The organism is Fictibacillus iocasae (assembly GCF_042665465.1).
In the GTDB taxonomy this organism is placed as follows: domain Bacteria; phylum Bacillota; class Bacilli; order Bacillales; family Fictibacillaceae; genus Fictibacillus; species Fictibacillus iocasae.
Genome location: NZ_JBHTCP010000004.1, coordinates 134,181 through 151,931, shown reverse-complemented (window position 1 = coordinate 151,931; position 17,751 = coordinate 134,181). Strand labels below are relative to the sequence as shown.

Genomic DNA, 17,751 nt, shown 5'->3' with positions numbered 1-17,751 from the left:
ATGAATGACCAACATTACAGAAAAGACAGGTGCTGCAATTGAACAGCTTTTACATTGGATCTGGTTTTCAAAATAAAAAGATGGTGCGGGAGATTGCCGATGTGTTAGTCAGAGAAGGAATGACGCATACATACGACTGGACGCAAACAGAGAAAGTGGAGAACATAACACATTTAGCACATATCGCCAACTGCGAAGTGAACGGGGTTAAAGCGGCGGATGTGGTCCTTATTTTGCTACCGGGCGGAAGAGGCACGCATACCGAGCTAGGGTTGGCAATCGCAGCCGGCAAGCCTGTCTTGCTGTATGATCTGGAAAACTGCTGGCATGATCAGGATCATTTAGTCAGCTTTTATTATGCAGACGGTGTCAAAAGAGTGACGGGCGATGTGACAGACGTGATAGAAGAAATGAAGATGACAGCTGCTGACTTAGCCAATTCGGCTGAGAGAGGATAAAGGTGTTGAATGCGCGTGTGAGCCCTGTTCCTGTCGTTTTTCCGCTTGTCGTCGGCATCGTCGCCGTTTCGTTTTCTTCTATCTTTATTAAATGGTCAACCGCGCCGGTATCTATTCAAGGCATGTACCGGCTCCTGCTCACGCTTCTATTAATGACGCCGTTTTTGTTTAAACATGTACGCTTTATAAAAAAAGTGACACTTAAGCAATATGTTCTTCTCTTTTTATCTGGGTTGTTCCTCGCGCTTCATTTCCTGTTCTGGATGGGATCGCTGAAACTGACGACGGTCGCGAGCTCGACGATTCTTCTATCATTGCAGCCTGTGTTTGTGATGATCGGCGCTTATCTTCTTTTTAAAGAAAAGACGCCTGTTCAATTAGTCTACGGCATGGTGATCGCGATGATCGGGGCCATGATGATCGGGTGGGGAGATATCGGAGTTTCTGCCGAAAATTTGATGGGTGATGCCTTAAGTGTACTAGGTACGATTGTGGTAGCTATTCATATGCTAATCGGGCAAAAGCTGATGAAGGAGGTTCCTTCCTTTTTATACAGCTATCTGGTGTTCTTTTTTGCTGTCGCCGTCTTTGCTGTGTACAACCTTTCTGTCGGCGTACCGATGACCGGCTACGGTGAGAATGACTGGAAGATATTCGTTCTTCTCGCTATCGTTCCGACTGTCTTTGGACACGTTCTGTTCAACTGGCTGTTAACATATATTTCGGCATCCACCATTTCTATCGCCATTCTAGGAGAGCCTGTCGGAGCGAGTATTCTTGCCTATTTTCTCTTAGGCGAGCAGCTGCATTGGTTTCAATTCCTTGGAGGCGCGCTCGTGCTATGCGGCTTGTATTATGTCTTATACCGCAAGCCTGTGGCGGTAGAACAGAGAGACGAGATGTTCTCCGCTTAATTGATGTGAAATATGAAAGCCGAGTCAACATCCTGTGTGATGGACTCGGCTTTTCTTAATGCATGATGAGCATCCACACAGGTATCCAGACAGAAGCAATAAGACAGCTGACGGCCATCGCAACAGAACTGAACGCAGCGTCTTCGTCTCCAAATTCAATCGCCTTGCTTGTGCCTATTGCATGGGATGATGCCCCTAAAGCTATTCCCCTCGCGGCGGGTGAAGTTAGGCGTAAATAGCGGAACAAGAAGGGAGCGAACATCGCACCTGAAATTCCGGTCACCATAACAAAGAGAGCAGCCAACCTTGGAGATCCGCCAGCATTACGGGCAATTTCCATTGCAACAGGAGTGGTGACGGACTTAGGATACATTGATTTCAAGACAAAGTGGTCGACCGATAATAGAGCAGACAATGAATATAAGCATATAAATCCGATAGCAAACCCAAACCCTGTACCATAAACAATGCTTTTCCAATTGTCCAACAGAATACGGCGGTTATTGTAAAGAGGATACGCCAGAGCCACGACAGCCGGTCCGAGCAGCTCGCTTAGCCAATGCGAGCCATTGTAGTAATCACTATACTCTACTGAAAAAATCACTAGAATGATGATGATCAAAAATGTTGAAGTGAGAACTGGAAGAAGAAGCGGTGTTCGGAATCGGGAGTACAGCCTGCTGCACAGTGTAAACATACAAATAGTCAGCGCAAGATAAAGTAGGTTATACACTTTTTTTACCTCCTGCAGCAGCCGCACTTGAACATTTAGCCGCAGCGACAAGCATCACAAGCGTTGTGATAATCAAAATCAGAACATAGATGACTCCTTTCAGTGATAAAAGAGATGGGTACATGATGGCGCCGACTGTTATCGGAACGAAAAAAACAGGCAGAAATCGCAGAAGCGTCTCGCATCCGTACTGTACCCGCTCCGGACGTATGATGTTCATGCTCAGCAAGGCAAATAAAAGCAGCATCCCGATTATGCTTCCGGGAAGCGGCAAGTGCAGCACCTTTGCCGCGAAACCGCCTGCTGCACTGAGAAAGTAAAGTAAAAATAGTTGGATGACGATGGTAAGTAGTTTCATAGAAAATTCCTTTCCGCAGTTTTGAAGATTATAACACGATTTTTATAAGTCAAGGCGGCAGAAATACTACGCAAAAGTGTTTCACTGGGATTTTTGTGAGTAATCACTTATGATGATAAAAAAGATAAGGTGGGATCATATGACGCATCAACTTGAAAAAGCGACGTTTGCCGGCGGCTGTTTTTGGTGTATGGTATCTCCGTTCGAAGATTACCCAGGAATTGAACGGGTGGTGTCTGGATATACAGGCGGACATACTGAAAATCCGACATACAAAGAAGTATGCTCTGAAACAACAGGCCATTATGAGGCGGTTCAGATAACCTTTAATCCGCATGTCTTTCCTTATGAAAAGCTGCTTTCCATCTATTGGACACAAATTGACCCTACCGATTCAGGAGGGCAGTTTCATGACCGCGGTGATTCCTATCGCACTGCGATTTTTTATCACAGCGACGAACAAAGAGCAGCAGCTAAAAAATCGAAGCGGGAATTAGAAGAAAGCGGCCGTTTCAGTAAGCCGGTCGCGACGCAAATCTTGCCCGCGAAACCATTTTATCCTGCCGAAGAGTATCATCAGAATTATCATAAAAAAAATCCCTTCCATTACAACCGGTATAAAGAAGGTTCCGGCAGAGCGCGTTTTATAAAAGAAAATTGGAGTTCTAAAGGAAAAATGCAGGAAAAGATCAACAGTCTGCCGCCGCTCGCTTTTGAAGTAACGCAGCGCGATGCTACTGAGCCTCCTTTTCAAAACGAATTCTACAATCATAAAGAAGAAGGCATATACGTAGATGTGGTTTCAGGGGCGCCGCTCTTTTCGTCGCTCGACAAATACGACAGCGGCTGCGGCTGGCCGAGCTTTACGAAGCCGATCCGAAGCGCAGGGGTCGTTGAGAGGGAAGATCTTTCTCATAACATGATTCGAACGGAAGTCCGGAGCGCAGAAGCCGATTCTCATCTCGGCCATCTTTTTCCGGACGGGCCGCGTGACAAGGGTGGGTTGCGCTATTGCATCAACTCGGCTGCACTGCGATTTGTACCTGTAAGTGAACTAAAGAAAGAAGGCTACGGCGAATACGTGCAGCTTTTCAAATAAGTGAAAACGTAACTAAAGCTGATGGGGTGCCTTCCGCTCCTGCAGGATCCCCCTCTCTTAAAATTCTCAAAGCCACAAGGGGTGCGTATAAGGCATTTCTTTCAATATGGCAAAAACCAAGGGCAACGCATGAATAATATGCGTTGCCCTTGGTTATTGATGAAATGCAACAGTATTTCAGTGCCTTCAACCATAACGGTCTACTTCTTCTTTATGAAGCGGAAGAGAACTGATGGGTTTGGATATAGCGTAATCGCATAAACAAGATGATGGCTCCCGCAGCAAGACCGGAGATCAAACCGATCCAATAGCCGAACGCGCCCATTTGAGTGAAGTTGGCTAAATAATAGCCGACCGGAAGCCCGAGCACCCAGTAAGAGATAAAGGACAGGACGAACGTGACGTTCACATCTTTATAGCCGCGCAATGCGCCTTGAATAGGAGCGCCGAACGCATCAGCAAGCTGAAAGAACAAGGCGTAAACAAGGAACGACTTTGTCAATTGCACCACATTTTCTTCGCTGGAATAAATCATGGCCACTTGATCATCAAACAGCAGCAGCACACATGATAAGAAAACAGCAAACACGATTGCGATAAAGATACCGATAAAGCTGTATTGCACAGCATGTGAGTAGCGTTTGGCGCCAACTTCAAAACCGATGGCGATCGTTAAGGCGAACGAAACACTTAACGGCAGCATATACAAGAAACTCGCAAAGTTGAGTGCAGCTTGATGTGCCGCGATTGTCGCTGTATCAAACCGGCTCATAAGAAGAGTGACAGCAGCAAAAATGCTGACTTCAAAAAATATGGAAAAGCCGATCGGTATCCCGATCTTCAGCTGTGACTTCCATGCAGCGAAAGAGGGCCTCGGAAAATGGGAGAAGATTTTATAGCTCCTGAAAGGCTCCAGCTTATATATAAAATAAAGTGACAGCCCGCAGATGATATAATAGGTCATCGCGGTTGCGACACCTGCCCCAATCCCGCCAAGTTCAGGAAAACCCCATTTGCCAAATATAAAAAGATAATTTAAAAAGGCATTTATCGGCAGGGCAATCAGGGTAATGAACATAGTAACACGCGTCTGTCCGAGCGCGTCCATATACGACCGGGCTGCTCCGTATAAGAACAGAGGGAAAATACCAATTGACAGGGCGATCAAGTAGCCGCGGGCCACTTCTTGTACGGGACCATCGAGGTTCATCGCGTTGAGAACAGGATCTAATGCAAATGAACCAGCCGTGATAATAAGCACCACAATCAAGACAGACAAATACAGCGCTTGCATGACAGCGAAAGGAACATCCTTTTTCCTGCCTGCTCCTGTGAGCTGAGACACGATGGGTGTAAGTGCCATAAGGATGCCGTTTAAGCCGGTAAATATGGGAACCCACAGGCTAGATCCAATGGCCACTCCGGCAAGCTGTGCGGCTCCTGCTCTCCCTGACATCGCGACATCAAAGAAATTCATGGCATACAGCCCGAGCTGGGTGATGAGGATCGGGATAACAATGGTGATGAATTGTTTCAATTTGTCTGTATAGCCTTCTGTTGGCTGCATAGTTGATCCTGCTTTCTTATGTTTAATAAATTGCATTATAGCACAGAAAATATATGGAGTTGAAACGATGGGGATACAATATATCTTTTATACAGAGGAAGTAAGGCGCGGCACGGCGCCGGACGAGAAAATCGCATATGTTGACACTGAAATTATGGATAAAGAAAGCGGACAAACGCTTTTCAAAGGAACGGTGCCTGTCACTGTAACCCCGTTTGGAGTGTTTGTATCGGTCAAATCGGTGAAAGAGGCGTTCACCAACAAAAAGATGCAGGCTGAGGTGCTGTTCAGGCTGAAGAGGTATGTAAAGAAGATGAGAGATTATCTGGATGTGGATGAGCTGTAAATAAGTCTTTTGAAAGCGGATGGGTAGATTTCCGCTCTAGGGTACTCGCTTTCCGCGTGGCGTGGCGAATCCAGCCCCGACAAACAGATGAGGAAGGGACCGGTAAGTTTTAGTCAATACCTTCCATTCTAATGATCTCTTAGTGCCGCACGATAATAGCTCTAATTTTATATTAATAAAAGGCTCTTTTCGCAGAGATTGTTGCTAATGACTGAACGACTATGAGAAGCATTGAACTGTTGCTCAATACGCTATCTATGAGGATTGCTTGCNTACCTTAATCGACATTGAATACTTCATTGACAAGTTGATCGCAGTGAAAGGTGCCGACTCCTGCGGGATGAGTGAGAAGGTGAGACCCTTCAATGGCGCGTGCGACGAAGGGGCTCACTGCTCACCCCGCGGAAAGCGTGCACCTGTAACGGAGATCAACCTCTTCTCGAATTCTAAAAGCAACAATGTTTACGAAAACAGCCTAATAAAAAGAAGAACCGGTGAAATTCAACCGGTTCCTCTTAGTGCTGAAGGGCGTTATTTTATGCAGATGGCAGGACATAAAACATCATCAAAAAGTGAAGGACGCTTCCAGCGAGCACGAAGATGTGCCATACAGCATGATGAAACGGAAAGCTTCGCCACACATAGAAGATGCTTCCGGCTGTATAAAGAACACCGCCGGCGACAAGCAGCTGCAAGCCGGCTTCCGGCATATTCGCAACAACATCGTTGAAGGCGAATACAATCAACCATCCCATCGCTACATAACCGAGAGTAGACAAAATCATAAACCGTTTGGTAAAGAAAATTTTGAACACTACTCCAAATAAAGCGATACCCCATACAATGCCGAACAAGGTCCATCCGAGCGTGCCGCCAACGACGATCAGCACAAGAGGCGTATAGGTGCCGGCGATAAAAAGATATATGGCCGAATGATCCATAATTTCAAATACGTCCTTCACTTTGCCTTCCGGAAAGCTATGGACGAGGGTGGACGCGGTGTAGAGGAGGAACATGGTTGCACCGAAGACGGCAAAGCTGACAATATGGACGGCCGTTCCCTTCCATACGGCAAAAACAAGCAGGATGGACAGGACGGCAACACTGAGCAATACTCCAAGTCCATGTGTGATCGCGTTCGCGATTTCTTCCCGCCGTGTATAGATATGGGTTTTCAATACCATTCACCACCTCGTAGTCATATAAACAGTATAACAAAGAAAGAAGAACAGTAAAAACGCTTAACCAATAAAACGAGCATGTTTCTTTTCACAGTGCACGATTGCTTCATGAAGCAACATGCTGTTCTTAAGTGTTTAAGAGCATATATAATCATAATATAAAATGTAAAGGTTATAGACTATTGGTCTGTAAGAAACGGGGAATGTATGGAGAAGAACAAACGTTCACAAAGCGGCATTTTATACGCTGCGTTTGCGTATATAATCTGGGGGTTTCTGCCTCTTTATTGGAAGCCGCTTCATCATGTAGGATCAGGTGAAATTCTCGCTCACCGCATACTTTGGTCGTTTGTGTTTATGCTGGCTGTAATCGCACTTACGGGAAGATGGAAAATCTTCAGATCAGGAATGAAGCAGCTGATGGCAAATAGGCGCAGTTTCCTGTCCGTCATGGCGGCATCTTTGCTCATCAGCGCCAACTGGCTAATCTACATTTGGGCAGTGAACACCGATCACGTCGTTCAAGCAAGCCTAGGTTATTATATCAATCCTCTCGTCAGTGTGATTCTAGGGGTCATCGTTTTGAAGGAAACACTTGACCGGTGGCAGAAGCTCTCGTTTATTCTTGCTGGTGCCGCGGTGCTGTTTATGACGCAGCAGATTGGCTCGTTTCCATTGGTTGCGTTATCACTCGCCGTTTCGTTTGGGGTATATGGATTGGCAAAAAAGATGGCTGATTTCGACTCTGTTCTTGGTCTTGCATATGAAACGATGCTGGTGGCGCCGTTCGCACTTTTTTACATCTTCTATCTTGGTGCAAGCGGCCATGCTGAAATAGGAAGTTCCACTGTCAGCTTCTTCCTTCTAATAGGGGCAGGTGTTGTAACGGCAGTGCCCCTTCTATGTTTCGCACAAGCGGCAAAAAGAATATCGCTTACGATGATCGGGTTCATGCAATATATTGCACCAACCTTGATGCTGATTCTCGGTGTTTTATTATATGATGAACCGTTCACGCAAACGCATGCTGTGGCTTTTGCCTTAATCTGGACGGCTTTGCTGATCTTCAGTGCAAGCCGGATCCACCAGCATGCCAGACTGAAAAAACTGAATAAAGAAAAAGCGGCGAAAGTTTCATAGTGCAACGCATAAAAGCACTGGTGCGGCTTTTTCCATTAATTATAAAAAGCGGTGCAGCCGCTTTTTTTTATTTTAATGTCTTGAAACCCTTTACAAATGAGTTTGGTAGCGTTTTAATAAGGGAAAGATAGTGTGAAAATACTATCGATTATTGTCAAATAATGGTTATCATTTGTAACTAAACGCACCACTTACAGAGAGAAGTGCAGGAGGGAAAGTACCATGACACAACATCCAAAACAAGGAAATCCCTGGGAACAGCTGGATGGGCCAAACCTTGCCTACGTTTTGGACATGTATGAACTGTATCAGGAAGATCCTCAGTCGGTAGACGCATCGTTAAAAGCGGTGTTCGAAGAGTGGGGTCCGCCGGCCATACCAGGATCGGCGCAGAAAATGGAAGAAATTAGAGCTTCCGGTGGAATCGATCCTTTTAAACTAGTGCAGACGATGAAGCTTATTGAAAACATCCGTACTTACGGACATCTTGCGGCTAACATTTACCCGGTGGGTGATTATCCGAAAGATGAACATTATATTGATCTTAATGAATATGGACTGTCACAGCAGGACCTGGAATCCATTCCAGCCCAGCTCGTATGGCCGAAGGCTCCCGAGGCTGACAGAACAGCATGGGACGCGATCCAGCGTTTGAAGAAAGCGTATACACGCACAATCGCATACGAATTCAGCCATGTCCACCAAGAAGAGGAGCGCGAATGGCTTTTTGACATGGCCGAAAAAGGAAAAGTGTTTCAAAAGCGATCGGCCGCTGAAAAGCAGCAGCTATTATACCGTCTGACGGAAGTGGACGGATTTGAGAAATTTCTTCATAAGACGTTCGTCGGGCAAAAGCGTTTCTCGATCGAAGGTGTTGACATGCTTGTTCCGATGCTCGACGAAGCGGTAAGAGAAAGTGCAGAAGATGATGTAGAGCACGTTATGATCGGGATGGCTCACCGCGGACGCCTAAGCGTCCTTGCCCATGTGCTTGGCAAGCCGCTCGAATTGATCTTCTCTGAATTTCACCATTCGCCGAACAAGGAGCTTTTCCCATCAGAAGGGTCTCGTGGAATTAACTTTGGCTGGACCGGCGATGTGAAATATCACCTTGGTGCCAACCGCATCATTACAGAGGAGAACCAAAAACAAGTTCGTGTACATCTTGCTAACAACCCATCGCATCTTGAGTTTGTCGATCCAGTTGTAGAAGGCTACGCGCGTGCGGCTCAGGATAACCGTTCAAAATCCGGATATCCTGAACAAGATTCAAATAAAGCACTTGCTATTTTAATTCACGGAGATGCAGCCTTTCCGGGAGAAGGCGTTGTTGCTGAAACGCTGAACATATCCGGATTGAAAGGCTATCATACTGGCGGGACGATTCATATTATCGCGAACAACCTTCTTGGTTTTACGACGGACAGTACAGATTCCCGCTCTACCAGGTATGCCAGTGACCTGGCGAAAGGCTACGAGATTCCGGTCATCCACGTTAATGCGGACGACCCTGAAGCTTGCCTTGATGCCGTTTACTTTGCCTGCGAGTATCGAAAAACCTTCAACAAAGACGTGCTGATTGACCTGATCGGCTACCGCCGCTACGGCCATAACGAGATGGATGATCCGATGGGCACACAGCCCGGTCTTTACAAACTGATCAATAACTATCCGCCAGTAAAACAAATCTATGCGGATAAGCTGATTGCCAGCCGACTTATCACGAAAGAAGAAGCAGAACGGTTCGAGCAAGAAGTGCTCGATAAGCACCAGCAGGAGTATGACAAAGTGAAAGACCGTACAGAAAAATTCATGCTTGAAGATACAGAGCTTCCTGAACTGCTCTCAAAAGATTTTCCTGCGGTCGATACGAGCGTGGCAGAAGAAGAATTGCTTTCTTTGACAGAAGACATGCTCACTTGGCCAGAAGACTTCAAAGTGTATCCAAAGCTTCAGAAGATACTTGAACGGCGCCGCGATGCTTTTAAAGATGGAAAAGGCATTGACTGGGGAATGGCGGAAGCGCTGGCTTTTGCTGCGATTTTAAAAGAAGGCACCCCGATCCGCCTGACAGGGCAGGATTCTGAGCGCGGGACGTTCTCGCAGCGCCATCTCGTTCTGAAAGACAGCGAGAGTGGTAAAAAGTATTCTCCGCTTCATCATTTGAAAAACACGGACGCATCCTTTGCCTTATACAACAGCCCGCTTTCAGAGGCTGCGGTAGTCGGATTTGAATACGGGTATAACGTGTTTGCTCCGGAAACGCTCGTGTTATGGGAAGCGCAGTACGGTGATTTCGCGAATGCGGCTCAAGTGCTGTTCGACCAGTTCGTTTCTGCCGGCCGTGCCAAATGGGGACAAAAATCAGGGCTCGTCCTGCTTCTTCCTCATGGATATGAAGGGCAGGGACCAGAACACTCGAGTGCAAGACTTGAACGATTTTTGCAGCTGTCTGCTGAGAACAACTGGACTGTAGCGAACGTATCAAGTGCGGCTCAGTATTTCCACCTTCTCCGCAGACAAGCGAAGATGCTTGAATCCGAGGAGATCAGGCCGCTCGTAGTTATGGCGCCGAAAAGCCTTCTGCGACATCCGAAAGTATCTTCTGCGGTGAGTGAATTTGCACAGAGAAGTTTCAAGACGGCTTATCCATCACTTGAAACGAAGGATAAAGAGAAAGTGAGAAAGATCGTCATGTGCTCCGGTAAAGTTGCTGTCGATCTTGATGTCGCGCTCTCTCAGTCGGGCGATGATTCTAGTCACCTTCAAATCATCCGGGTGGAACAGCTTTATCCGTTCCCTCATGCAGAGATCAAGAACATTATGAATGAATACCCGAACCTGGCAGAAGTTTGCTGGGTGCAGGAAGAGCCGCAGAACATGGGACCGTGGGCGTTCATGGAGCCTAGGTTATGGGATCTAGCACCAGACGGCGTACTTGTGTCTTATATTGGCCGGCCTGACCGTTCTAGCCCGTCCGGCGGGGAACCGGATATTCATAAACAAGAACAAGAACGAATCATCGCTATCGCATTGGAAAAACCGGAAGAAACTAAAGGAGGACACGTCCATGTTTGAAGTTAAAGTGCCAGAATTAGCAGAATCCATCACAGAAGGAACGATCTCCCAGTGGCTGAAAAACGTGGGTGACACGGTTCAAAAAGGTGAAGATCTCGTCGAACTGGAAACAGACAAAGTCAATATTGAAATCAGTGCAGACCAGGACGGCGTTTTGCAGGAGATCAAAGCACAGCCGGGCGATACAGTAGCAGTAGGTGAGATCATCGCTGTGCTGCAAGCCGGGGAAGTCGGATCATCTCCCGCTCCTTCTGAAGCAAAAGATACTCAAGCTGCAGAAACAGCAGCACCGAAGAACGAAGCGCATCCTTCAACACCTTCTGCAAAGGAGCTCGCAGAAGAAACTTCTGGCAGTGAACGCGTGATCGCTTCACCGGCTGCAAGAAAGCTGGCTCGTGAAAAAGGGATCGACTTAAATGACATTCAGGCTAGAGATCCGCTTGGACGTGTCCGACCTGAGGATGTTCTCCGCCATAGCGAAGCGCCAAAACAGCAGGCTGCTGCAGCGCCTGCTGCTAAACCGGCTCCAGCTAAATCGGCTTCTCCTGGCCCTGATGCAGGACGTCCGACAGAAACCGTGAAAATGTCGCGCAGACGCCAGACAATCGCAAAAAGGCTGGTAGAAGTGCAGCAGAACGCAGCGATGCTCACAACGTTCAACGAAGTGGACATGACGGCGATCAACGATGTGCGTGCCCGCCGAAAAGACGCTTTCTTTAAAAAGCATGGGGTGAAGCTTGGCTTTATGTCTTTCTTTACAAAAGCCGTAATCGGAGCACTTAAAGAGTTTCCGCTTCTGAACGCAGAGATCAACGGCGACGAGATCACGATTAAGAAATTTTATGATATCGGAATCGCTGTAGGAGCGGAAGAAGGATTAGTCGTGCCGATCATCCGTGATGCGGATAAGTTCGGCTTCGCCGGGATCGAGCGCGAGATCGGTAACTTGGCGCAAAAAGCCCAGACAAAGAAGCTGACGCTAGAAGATTTGCAAGGAGGCACGTTCACGATCACGAACGGAGGAACATTCGGCTCGCTTATGTCAACTCCAATATTGAACGGCAAACAAGTAGGTATTCTAGGGATGCATAAGATTCAGTGGAGACCTGTGGCGATTAATCAGGAACGAATGGAAAACCGTCCGATGATGTACATCGCCCTTTCTTACGACCACCGTATCGTTGATGGAAAAGAAGCGGTAAGCTTCCTTGTTAAAGTGAAAGACCTGCTTGAGGATCCAGAAACACTTTTGTTAGAAGGATAATATACTTCGTAAAGCCATCTGCATTAGCAGATGGCTTTACCAATCTTCAATTTATTATGACCTCGCGATAATTATTGGATTTTTCTAACTATTAACTTTATGATAATAGTGGGAGGTGTCAATATGGCTGGTTTGCATATATTAATTGAAAAATTGCTGCAGGATTATCAGAAACTCTTAAAAGAGGAATTAAAAAAAAGCGGTCGAGAGCTTACTCCTGTGCAGTATAAAATTTTATATGAAGTCTTTTTTCATGAAGGATTGTCAATTAAAGAATGCGCAGCAAGACTCGCAACAGATTTAACGACCTTCAGCAGACAAGTACAGTCCCTTGAAAAATCGGGTTTGATGAAAAGACAAACAAATAAAAGTGACAAGAGAATAGTCCAGTTATACTTGACAGCAAATGGTACAGACACGGTAGATAGAATGACTGTAAACATTAATGATAGATTGATAGAAAAATTAAGTGATCTGAATGATTTTGAGGAAGAGACCATTGTACGCTCGATTGCGCATTTATCGAAAAAGATGCGTGTAACATAATCCTATTTCCAAAGCCTGATAGTTGCAAACTGCAAACAATTCGAAACGCATAATGATTGCAGTTTGCAACAACCTATATCTTGCGGTAATTGCAAGTTGCAACAAATCGAGAAACTTGTTAGGATGATCTTTTCTTTAAAAGCAGGATAACTTGAGATAAGATATTGAATAAAGAATATAAGGAGTTGATTTAATTATGAATCATTTGACATGGAGTCAAAAAAGCACGATTAAAACGGTAAGATGTGTTCATACTAATGCTGAAAAATATATGGTGAACCGTGCGTTAACCGCAGGTGAAATATATGAAGTGAAAAATGAAACAGAAGAATTTTATTTTGTGATTGATAATACAGGCAGAGCTGGCGGTTATTATAAAAACTATTTTGAAGAAGTATAAAAAATCATACAGTTGGCATTGCTCATTATTGTATTGTTCTGTATAATAATGGATGGTCATATTTCAGAATATTTGAGAAACAGTTAAAAGGAGGTGTAAGTGAATGCTTAATGGTGTGCGTTTTATAGTGAAATGGTTTGCAGCAGAGATCCGTTCTATTACTTATGTAATAGGCCAAGACGGGAGAAGTCTGTCCAATTTTAACTATATAAACGCTTACCGCTAAGTATTTCCTTACCCATCCTTATTCTCTTAGGTATTCGTGGGCAGGCTTGCTTGCTCATGGTTTTTTTGTGTCTAAATCAGCATATTGGTGGGTAAGCTCTATCATATTTTAAGGAGTGCTACCTATGATTATCTGTTCATTAAATAATGTGTCAAAAATGTATGGCGGAAATTCGGTTTTCAAGAACATACATGTAGAAATTCATGAAAATGACCGAATCGGGCTGATCGGCAGGAATGGAACTGGCAAAACAACGCTATTCAAATTAATAGCAGGATTAGAAAATAGCGACACTGGAACGATCTCATTAAAGAACGACGTAGAGATCGGGTATTTGGAACAGCTGCCGAGCGTATCTGATGGAACAAAAGTGCTCGACGTGCTCAAATCCTCGTTTCAGGAACTTAACGCCATAGAAAATAAAATCCATGAACTTTCATTGATGATCAGTAAACCTGAAAACGAGGACAAGCTAGAAAAGCTGCTGAACAGGCTTTACTCACTTCAGGAAGAATACAGTGAAAAGGGCGGATACGAAACAGAATCGAAAATCACCGGTGTTCTCAAAGGCTTAAAGCTGGAACAACTGCGCGACTGTGAATTTCAACTGTTGAGCGGAGGCGAGAAAACGAAAGTAGGGCTTGCTTCTGTCCTCTTGAAAGAGCCTGATCTTCTCATGCTTGATGAGCCAACAAACCATCTGGACTTAACAACCATGAACTGGCTCGAGGACTATTTAACCAGGTTTAAAGGAGCCGTCGTGATCATCTCGCATGACCGCTATTTTCTAGATAAAGTGTGCAATAAAACACTTGATTTAGAAGACGGTGAACTCACTCTGTATCTAGGCAACTATACAACGTTTATGAAGCTGAAAGAAGAACAGCTTCTGCAAGAGTTTCACCAATACAAAGAACAGCAAAAGAAAATCAAACAGATGAAAGAAGCGATCAAACGCCTCCGGGATTGGGCAAACCGCGGGGGAAACGAAAAGTTTTATAAACGTGCTTTCAGCATGCAGAAAGCCCTCGACAGGATGGACAAACGGACCCGTCCTGTGATGGAACGGAAAAAAGCGCAGCTTTCCTTTGACATGAGCGACCGGAGCGGGAAGGATGTCGTTTCATTTAAAGATGTGGCACGATCCTTCGGGCAAAGGGTGCTGTTCAATGGTATACAGCTTGACGTGTATTTCGGTGAAAAAACGGCGATTATAGGCGATAACGGAACAGGGAAATCATCGCTTATCAAAATGATAATGGGAGAATCACCCGACAGCGGGACCGTAAAAGTCGGTTCATCGGTGAAACTAGGGTATTTGACTCAAAACAGCTTGGAAGGGTGCGAAAATAAAACGGTTCTCTCCGTTTTTCGCGATGCGGTTTCTGTTGAAGAAGGGGAGGCACGCCATCTTTTAGCTAAATACTTATTTTATGGAACCGCCGTATTTAAAAAAGTGGGAGACTTAAGCGGAGGAGAGAGAACGCGGCTTCGATTTGCACAGCTGGTCCATGAAAACCACAACCTTCTGTTATTAGATGAGCCGACGAACCATCTAGACATCGATTCAAGAGAAGTGCTGGAAGAAGCGCTTGAGCATTATAAAGGAACAGTCATTGCCGTGTCGCATGATCGTTATTTCTTAAACAAATTGTTCCGAAAAACCGCCTTATTAAAAGACGGCACGCTCACCGTTTATAATGGGACGTTTGACGAAATGGAAGCAGCCCTGAATCGTACACTGTGATCAAGCATTAAAATTTTCACGTACCGTATATTTATTAAATGTAAATACACATCATTAAAATAAACTGTCCACATGCCCCTCAACCTTTTGAATAGAACAAATACAGACTGCCTGCCGATTAGCTAGTACCGGCGTGGCAGTCTGTTTACGATTAATCTTGTTGATGATTTCTGGCTCTGGCCTCATCCGGTCCTTCTAAACGGGTCGCACCAGAATACTTTAAGTCTTGATCGCGGTCAGATTCTACCTTTTTGCTTTCTCTTAGCTTCTTTTCTTGACGATCTTTTCCCAATTGTCTCAGCTCCTTTCTTTCGTATATAGGCTTTCACAACGAGTGGTGATTCATGCCTATTCCTTCACTTTTCTCATATAAACAGATACACTAAAAGAAAGTTCCTTTTTCCGATAAGAAAGGTAGGATTATATCATGAAACAAATCACCCGCACCATAGCAAAACCTCTTATCCAGAGTAACCAATTGTTCATTTTGTTATCTGTTTTAGCAGCATGGCTATCTGAGCAGTATGTTATCTTGCTGCTTCCACTCGCCGCGGGTCTTTTAGCCGTCTTAACTGGTTACAATCTCGTCATCGCTTTGTTTAAACCTTTTTTGAAAAAGCCGATCTCATCTTATGATCAAGAAGATTATGACCAGCAGCAGTTCAATCAATGGATTGCCGTCAGTTGTATTGGATTAGCCTTTATCTGTTTCTTTTCCGGATGGATGACAGCAGGGTTTATCTTTTCAGGAATGGTAGTTGCTGCATCGACGGCAGCGCTTGCTGGCTTTTGTATTGGCTGTTTTATTCGATTTCAGTGGCACCAATACCAATATCGCAGAAAGAATACAGCCTCTGAACAATAAATACATTGACAATTCATACATGTGCCACTATAGTAATGGTTAACATTTATATCCAAAAGACGTAGAAGAGGGTTAGTAAAATGTTGATACGCTATTCAGAGAGGAAACCATATGCTGAAAGGTTTCTTAGCCGCCGCATTTGAACCTGCCTCAGAGTCCTGCGCCGAGTAAGGCGCGTGCGGAGCAGCGAGCTTCGTTAGAAAAAAGAGTGTACAGTCATTTTGACTGTAAATAAGGGTGGTACCACCAGACCTCGGTCCCTTTTTGGGAACGAGGTCTTTTTGTGTTTAAATCATGAGATAGGAGGAACGAATAGTGGTTAATGAGAAAAAACGAGTATCCGAAATTACGGCGATGGATGAGGATTTTGCCCAGTGGTATACCGATGTTGTTAAAAAAGCGGACTTAGTCGATTATTCTACTGTGAGAGGATCCATGATTATCCGGCCATACGGTTATGCGCTTTGGGAATATATCCAGCAGGCACTTGATAAAAAGATTAAAGAATCAGGGCATGAGAATGTGTATCTGCCTCTTTTCATTCCAGAGAGCCTTCTGCAAAAAGAGAAAGATCATATAGAAGGGTTTGCGCCAGAAGTGGCTTGGGTCACTCACGGCGGAGAGGAAGAGCTCGCAGAAAGACTCTGTGTCCGCCCTACATCCGAAGTGCTGTTTTGCGAACATTATTCCAAGATCATTCACTCCTACCGTGACCTGCCGAAGCTGTACAATCAATGGGGAAATGTGGTGCGGTGGGAAAAAACAACACGGCCGTTTCTTCGGTCACTCGAATTCTTGTGGCAGGAAGGTCATACCTGCCATGCAACCGCTGAAGAGGCAGAGGAAGAAACATTAAAAATGCTGGATGTGTACGCATCGGTTTGCGAGGAATATCTTGCTGTTCCTGTATTAAAAGGACAGAAGACAGAGAAAGAAAAGTTTGCTGGAGCTAAAAGAACTTACACCATCGAAAGTTTAATGCATGATGGCAAAGCTCTTCAGACGGGGACTTCCCATCATTTAGGAACCGGATTCGCTGAAGCATTTGGCATACAGTTCACCGACAAACATGGAAATATGCAGCATGTGCATCAGACATCCTGGGGCATTACCACTCGATTAATTGGGGCGATGATTATGGTTCATGGTGATGACCGCGGTCTTGTCATCCCCCCGCGCATCGCACCGGTTCAGCTGCAGATCGTCCCGATCGCACAGCATATAGAAGGGGTTCTGGATGCGGCTTATCAATTGAAAGATGATCTGCATGTAGTCTGTCGTACAGCTATTGATGCAAGTGAGAAGTCACCAGGCTTTAAATATAACGAGTGTGAAATGCGGGGTATTCCATTGCGACTTGAAATTGGCCCAAGGGATATTGAAAGAGGAGAAGCTGTGGTGGTCAGAAGGGATACTGGCGAAAAACAATCCTTACCTTTTGGCAAACTAAGCACGGCGATCCCTCAATTGCTTGAGGACATACAAAGGTCCTTGCTGGAGAGTGCCAAAATTCAACGTGACGAAAAGACTCAAAACGTCTTTACCTTGGATGAGATGAAACAGAGCCTTCACACTGACCCAGGGTTTAAGAGGGCGATGTGGTGCGGAGCACGTGAATGTGAGGAACAAATAAAAGAGAAAACAGGCGCTACGTCCCGATGCATTCCGTTCGAGCAAGAGCGACTATCCGAACAATGTGTCTGCTGCAAAAAGGAATCTCATCATCTCGTATTCTGGGCCAAAGCCTATTAAAAAAATCCGCAGCTTCACAAAATGTGAAGCTGCGGATTTTTGTTGTTCAGCGTTTGATTAGAATAGGATTTTTGCCC

The 17,751-nt window shown here is 45.2% G+C and carries 18 protein-coding genes and 1 other annotated feature; of the genes, 13 read left to right on the top strand and 5 right to left on the bottom strand.

What is annotated here, in order from left to right; genetic code table 11:
* Positions 1-38 precede the first annotated feature (38 nt).
* Positions 39-458, top strand: a complete 420-nt coding sequence (locus tag ACFQPF_RS03030; protein WP_379746325.1) for a nucleoside 2-deoxyribosyltransferase — start codon at positions 39-41, stop codon at positions 456-458.
* Between the two features lie 2 nt (positions 459-460).
* Positions 461-1,372: a DMT family transporter gene (locus tag ACFQPF_RS03025; protein ID WP_379746322.1), complete on the top strand. Its 912-nt coding sequence runs from the start codon at positions 461-463 to the stop codon at positions 1,370-1,372.
* Positions 1,373-1,427: 55 nt separating this feature from the next.
* Here the strand turns inward: ACFQPF_RS03025 and ACFQPF_RS03020 are convergent, their stop codons facing one another.
* Both ACFQPF_RS03020 and ACFQPF_RS03015 read right to left on the bottom strand, forming a co-directional pair.
* On the bottom strand, positions 1,428-2,105 hold the full coding sequence (locus tag ACFQPF_RS03020; RefSeq protein WP_379746319.1) for an LrgB family protein: 678 nt from the start codon (positions 2,103-2,105) through the stop codon (positions 1,428-1,430).
* Complete coding sequence (locus tag ACFQPF_RS03015) at positions 2,098-2,463, bottom strand: CidA/LrgA family protein (RefSeq protein ID WP_379746316.1); 366 nt, start codon at positions 2,461-2,463, stop codon at positions 2,098-2,100. Before ACFQPF_RS03015 ends, ACFQPF_RS03020 begins: the two co-directional genes overlap by 8 nt.
* 139 nt (positions 2,464-2,602) lie before the next feature.
* Here ACFQPF_RS03015 and msrA point away from each other — a divergent pair, with 139 nt between their 5' ends.
* Complete coding sequence (gene msrA / locus ACFQPF_RS03010; protein ID WP_379746313.1) at positions 2,603-3,562, top strand: peptide-methionine (S)-S-oxide reductase MsrA; 960 nt, start codon at positions 2,603-2,605, stop codon at positions 3,560-3,562.
* Between the two features lie 211 nt (positions 3,563-3,773).
* On the opposite strand, the gene ACFQPF_RS03005 is transcribed toward msrA, so the two are convergent.
* Positions 3,774-5,129: an MATE family efflux transporter gene (locus ACFQPF_RS03005; protein ID WP_379746310.1), complete on the bottom strand. Its 1,356-nt coding sequence runs from the start codon at positions 5,127-5,129 to the stop codon at positions 3,774-3,776.
* Positions 5,130-5,196: 67 nt separating this feature from the next.
* Between ACFQPF_RS03005 and ACFQPF_RS03000 the strand changes: the two genes are divergently transcribed.
* On the top strand, positions 5,197-5,475 hold the full coding sequence (locus ACFQPF_RS03000; RefSeq protein WP_379746307.1) for a hypothetical protein: 279 nt from the start codon (positions 5,197-5,199) through the stop codon (positions 5,473-5,475).
* 536 nt (positions 5,476-6,011) lie between these two features.
* Here the strand turns inward: ACFQPF_RS03000 and trhA are convergent.
* Positions 6,012-6,659 (bottom strand): PAQR family membrane homeostasis protein TrhA, encoded by a 648-nt coding sequence (gene trhA / locus ACFQPF_RS02995; RefSeq protein WP_379746305.1) that lies wholly within the window; start codon positions 6,657-6,659, stop codon positions 6,012-6,014.
* Between the two features lie 204 nt (positions 6,660-6,863).
* Between trhA and rarD the strand changes: the two genes are divergently transcribed.
* The 7 genes from rarD (at position 6,864) to abc-f (ending at position 15,057) form a co-directional block, all read left to right on the top strand.
* Positions 6,864-7,796, top strand: a complete 933-nt coding sequence (gene rarD, locus ACFQPF_RS02990; protein ID WP_379746302.1) for an EamA family transporter RarD — start codon at positions 6,864-6,866, stop codon at positions 7,794-7,796.
* Between the two features lie 222 nt (positions 7,797-8,018).
* Positions 8,019-10,874 (top strand): 2-oxoglutarate dehydrogenase E1 component, encoded by a 2,856-nt coding sequence (locus tag ACFQPF_RS02985; RefSeq protein ID WP_379746299.1) that lies wholly within the window; start codon positions 8,019-8,021, stop codon positions 10,872-10,874.
* Positions 10,867-12,138 (top strand): 2-oxoglutarate dehydrogenase complex dihydrolipoyllysine-residue succinyltransferase, encoded by a 1,272-nt coding sequence (odhB, locus tag ACFQPF_RS02980; RefSeq protein ID WP_379746296.1) that lies wholly within the window; start codon positions 10,867-10,869, stop codon positions 12,136-12,138. The genes ACFQPF_RS02985 and odhB overlap by 8 nt, the downstream gene beginning before the upstream one ends.
* Positions 12,139-12,261: 123 nt before the next feature.
* Positions 12,262-12,684, top strand: a complete 423-nt coding sequence (locus tag ACFQPF_RS02975) for a MarR family winged helix-turn-helix transcriptional regulator (protein ID WP_379746293.1) — start codon at positions 12,262-12,264, stop codon at positions 12,682-12,684.
* A 196-nt stretch (positions 12,685-12,880) separates the two neighbouring features.
* Positions 12,881-13,084, top strand: a complete 204-nt coding sequence (locus ACFQPF_RS02970; protein ID WP_379746290.1) for a DUF6501 family protein — start codon at positions 12,881-12,883, stop codon at positions 13,082-13,084.
* Positions 13,085-13,187: 103 nt separating this feature from the next.
* Positions 13,188-13,310 (top strand): hypothetical protein, encoded by a 123-nt coding sequence (locus ACFQPF_RS02965; protein WP_379746287.1) that lies wholly within the window; start codon positions 13,188-13,190, stop codon positions 13,308-13,310.
* Between the two features lie 124 nt (positions 13,311-13,434).
* Positions 13,435-15,057, top strand: coding sequence for a ribosomal protection-like ABC-F family protein (abc-f, locus tag ACFQPF_RS02960; protein ID WP_379746284.1), 1,623 nt, complete (start codon positions 13,435-13,437; stop codon positions 15,055-15,057).
* Positions 15,058-15,208: 151 nt separating this feature from the next.
* Here abc-f and ACFQPF_RS02955 read toward each other — a convergent pair whose 3' ends face one another.
* Entirely contained in the window at positions 15,209-15,349 is a 141-nt protein-coding gene (locus tag ACFQPF_RS02955; RefSeq protein ID WP_379746281.1) for a YpzI family protein, read from the bottom strand.
* Between the two features lie 135 nt (positions 15,350-15,484).
* On the opposite strand from ACFQPF_RS02955, the gene ACFQPF_RS02950 reads away from it, so the two are divergent.
* Together ACFQPF_RS02950 and proS are read left to right on the top strand one after the other, a co-directional pair.
* The gene (locus ACFQPF_RS02950) at positions 15,485-15,922 is read left to right on the top strand and encodes a DUF4395 domain-containing protein (RefSeq protein WP_379746278.1); all 438 of its coding nucleotides are present in this window, start codon (positions 15,485-15,487) and stop codon (positions 15,920-15,922) included.
* Positions 15,923-15,975: 53 nt separating this feature from the next.
* Positions 15,976-16,187: a binding site (T-box leader), on the top strand.
* A gap of 89 nt (positions 16,188-16,276) precedes the next feature.
* Entirely contained in the window at positions 16,277-17,674 is a 1,398-nt protein-coding gene (gene proS, locus ACFQPF_RS02945) for a proline--tRNA ligase (protein WP_379746512.1), read from the top strand.
* The last annotated feature ends 77 nt before the right edge of the window (positions 17,675-17,751 follow it).

Bases quoted from the DNA above. Each gene is read 5' to 3' on its own strand.
- ACFQPF_RS03015 (WP_379746316.1), bottom strand. From the start codon at position 2,463: ATGAAACTACTTACCATCGTCATCCAACTATTTTTACTTTACTTTCTC.
- msrA (WP_379746313.1), top strand. From the start codon at position 2,603: ATGACGCATCAACTTGAAAAAGCGACGTTTGCCGGCGGCTGTTTTTGG.
- ACFQPF_RS03005 (WP_379746310.1), bottom strand. From the start codon at position 5,129: ATGCAGCCAACAGAAGGCTATACAGACAAATTGAAACAATTCATCACC.
- ACFQPF_RS03000 (WP_379746307.1), top strand. From the start codon at position 5,197: ATGGGGATACAATATATCTTTTATACAGAGGAAGTAAGGCGCGGCACG.
- trhA (WP_379746305.1), bottom strand. From the start codon at position 6,659: ATGGTATTGAAAACCCATATCTATACACGGCGGGAAGAAATCGCGAAC.
- rarD (WP_379746302.1), top strand. From the start codon at position 6,864: ATGGAGAAGAACAAACGTTCACAAAGCGGCATTTTATACGCTGCGTTT.
- ACFQPF_RS02985 (WP_379746299.1), top strand. From the start codon at position 8,019: ATGACACAACATCCAAAACAAGGAAATCCCTGGGAACAGCTGGATGGG.
- odhB (WP_379746296.1), top strand. From the start codon at position 10,867: ATGTTTGAAGTTAAAGTGCCAGAATTAGCAGAATCCATCACAGAAGGA.
- ACFQPF_RS02975 (WP_379746293.1), top strand. From the start codon at position 12,262: ATGGCTGGTTTGCATATATTAATTGAAAAATTGCTGCAGGATTATCAG.
- ACFQPF_RS02970 (WP_379746290.1), top strand. From the start codon at position 12,881: ATGAATCATTTGACATGGAGTCAAAAAAGCACGATTAAAACGGTAAGA.
- ACFQPF_RS02965 (WP_379746287.1), top strand. From the start codon at position 13,188: ATGCTTAATGGTGTGCGTTTTATAGTGAAATGGTTTGCAGCAGAGATC.
- abc-f (WP_379746284.1), top strand. From the start codon at position 13,435: ATGATTATCTGTTCATTAAATAATGTGTCAAAAATGTATGGCGGAAAT.
- ACFQPF_RS02950 (WP_379746278.1), top strand. From the start codon at position 15,485: ATGAAACAAATCACCCGCACCATAGCAAAACCTCTTATCCAGAGTAAC.
- proS (WP_379746512.1), top strand. From the start codon at position 16,277: ATGGATGAGGATTTTGCCCAGTGGTATACCGATGTTGTTAAAAAAGCG.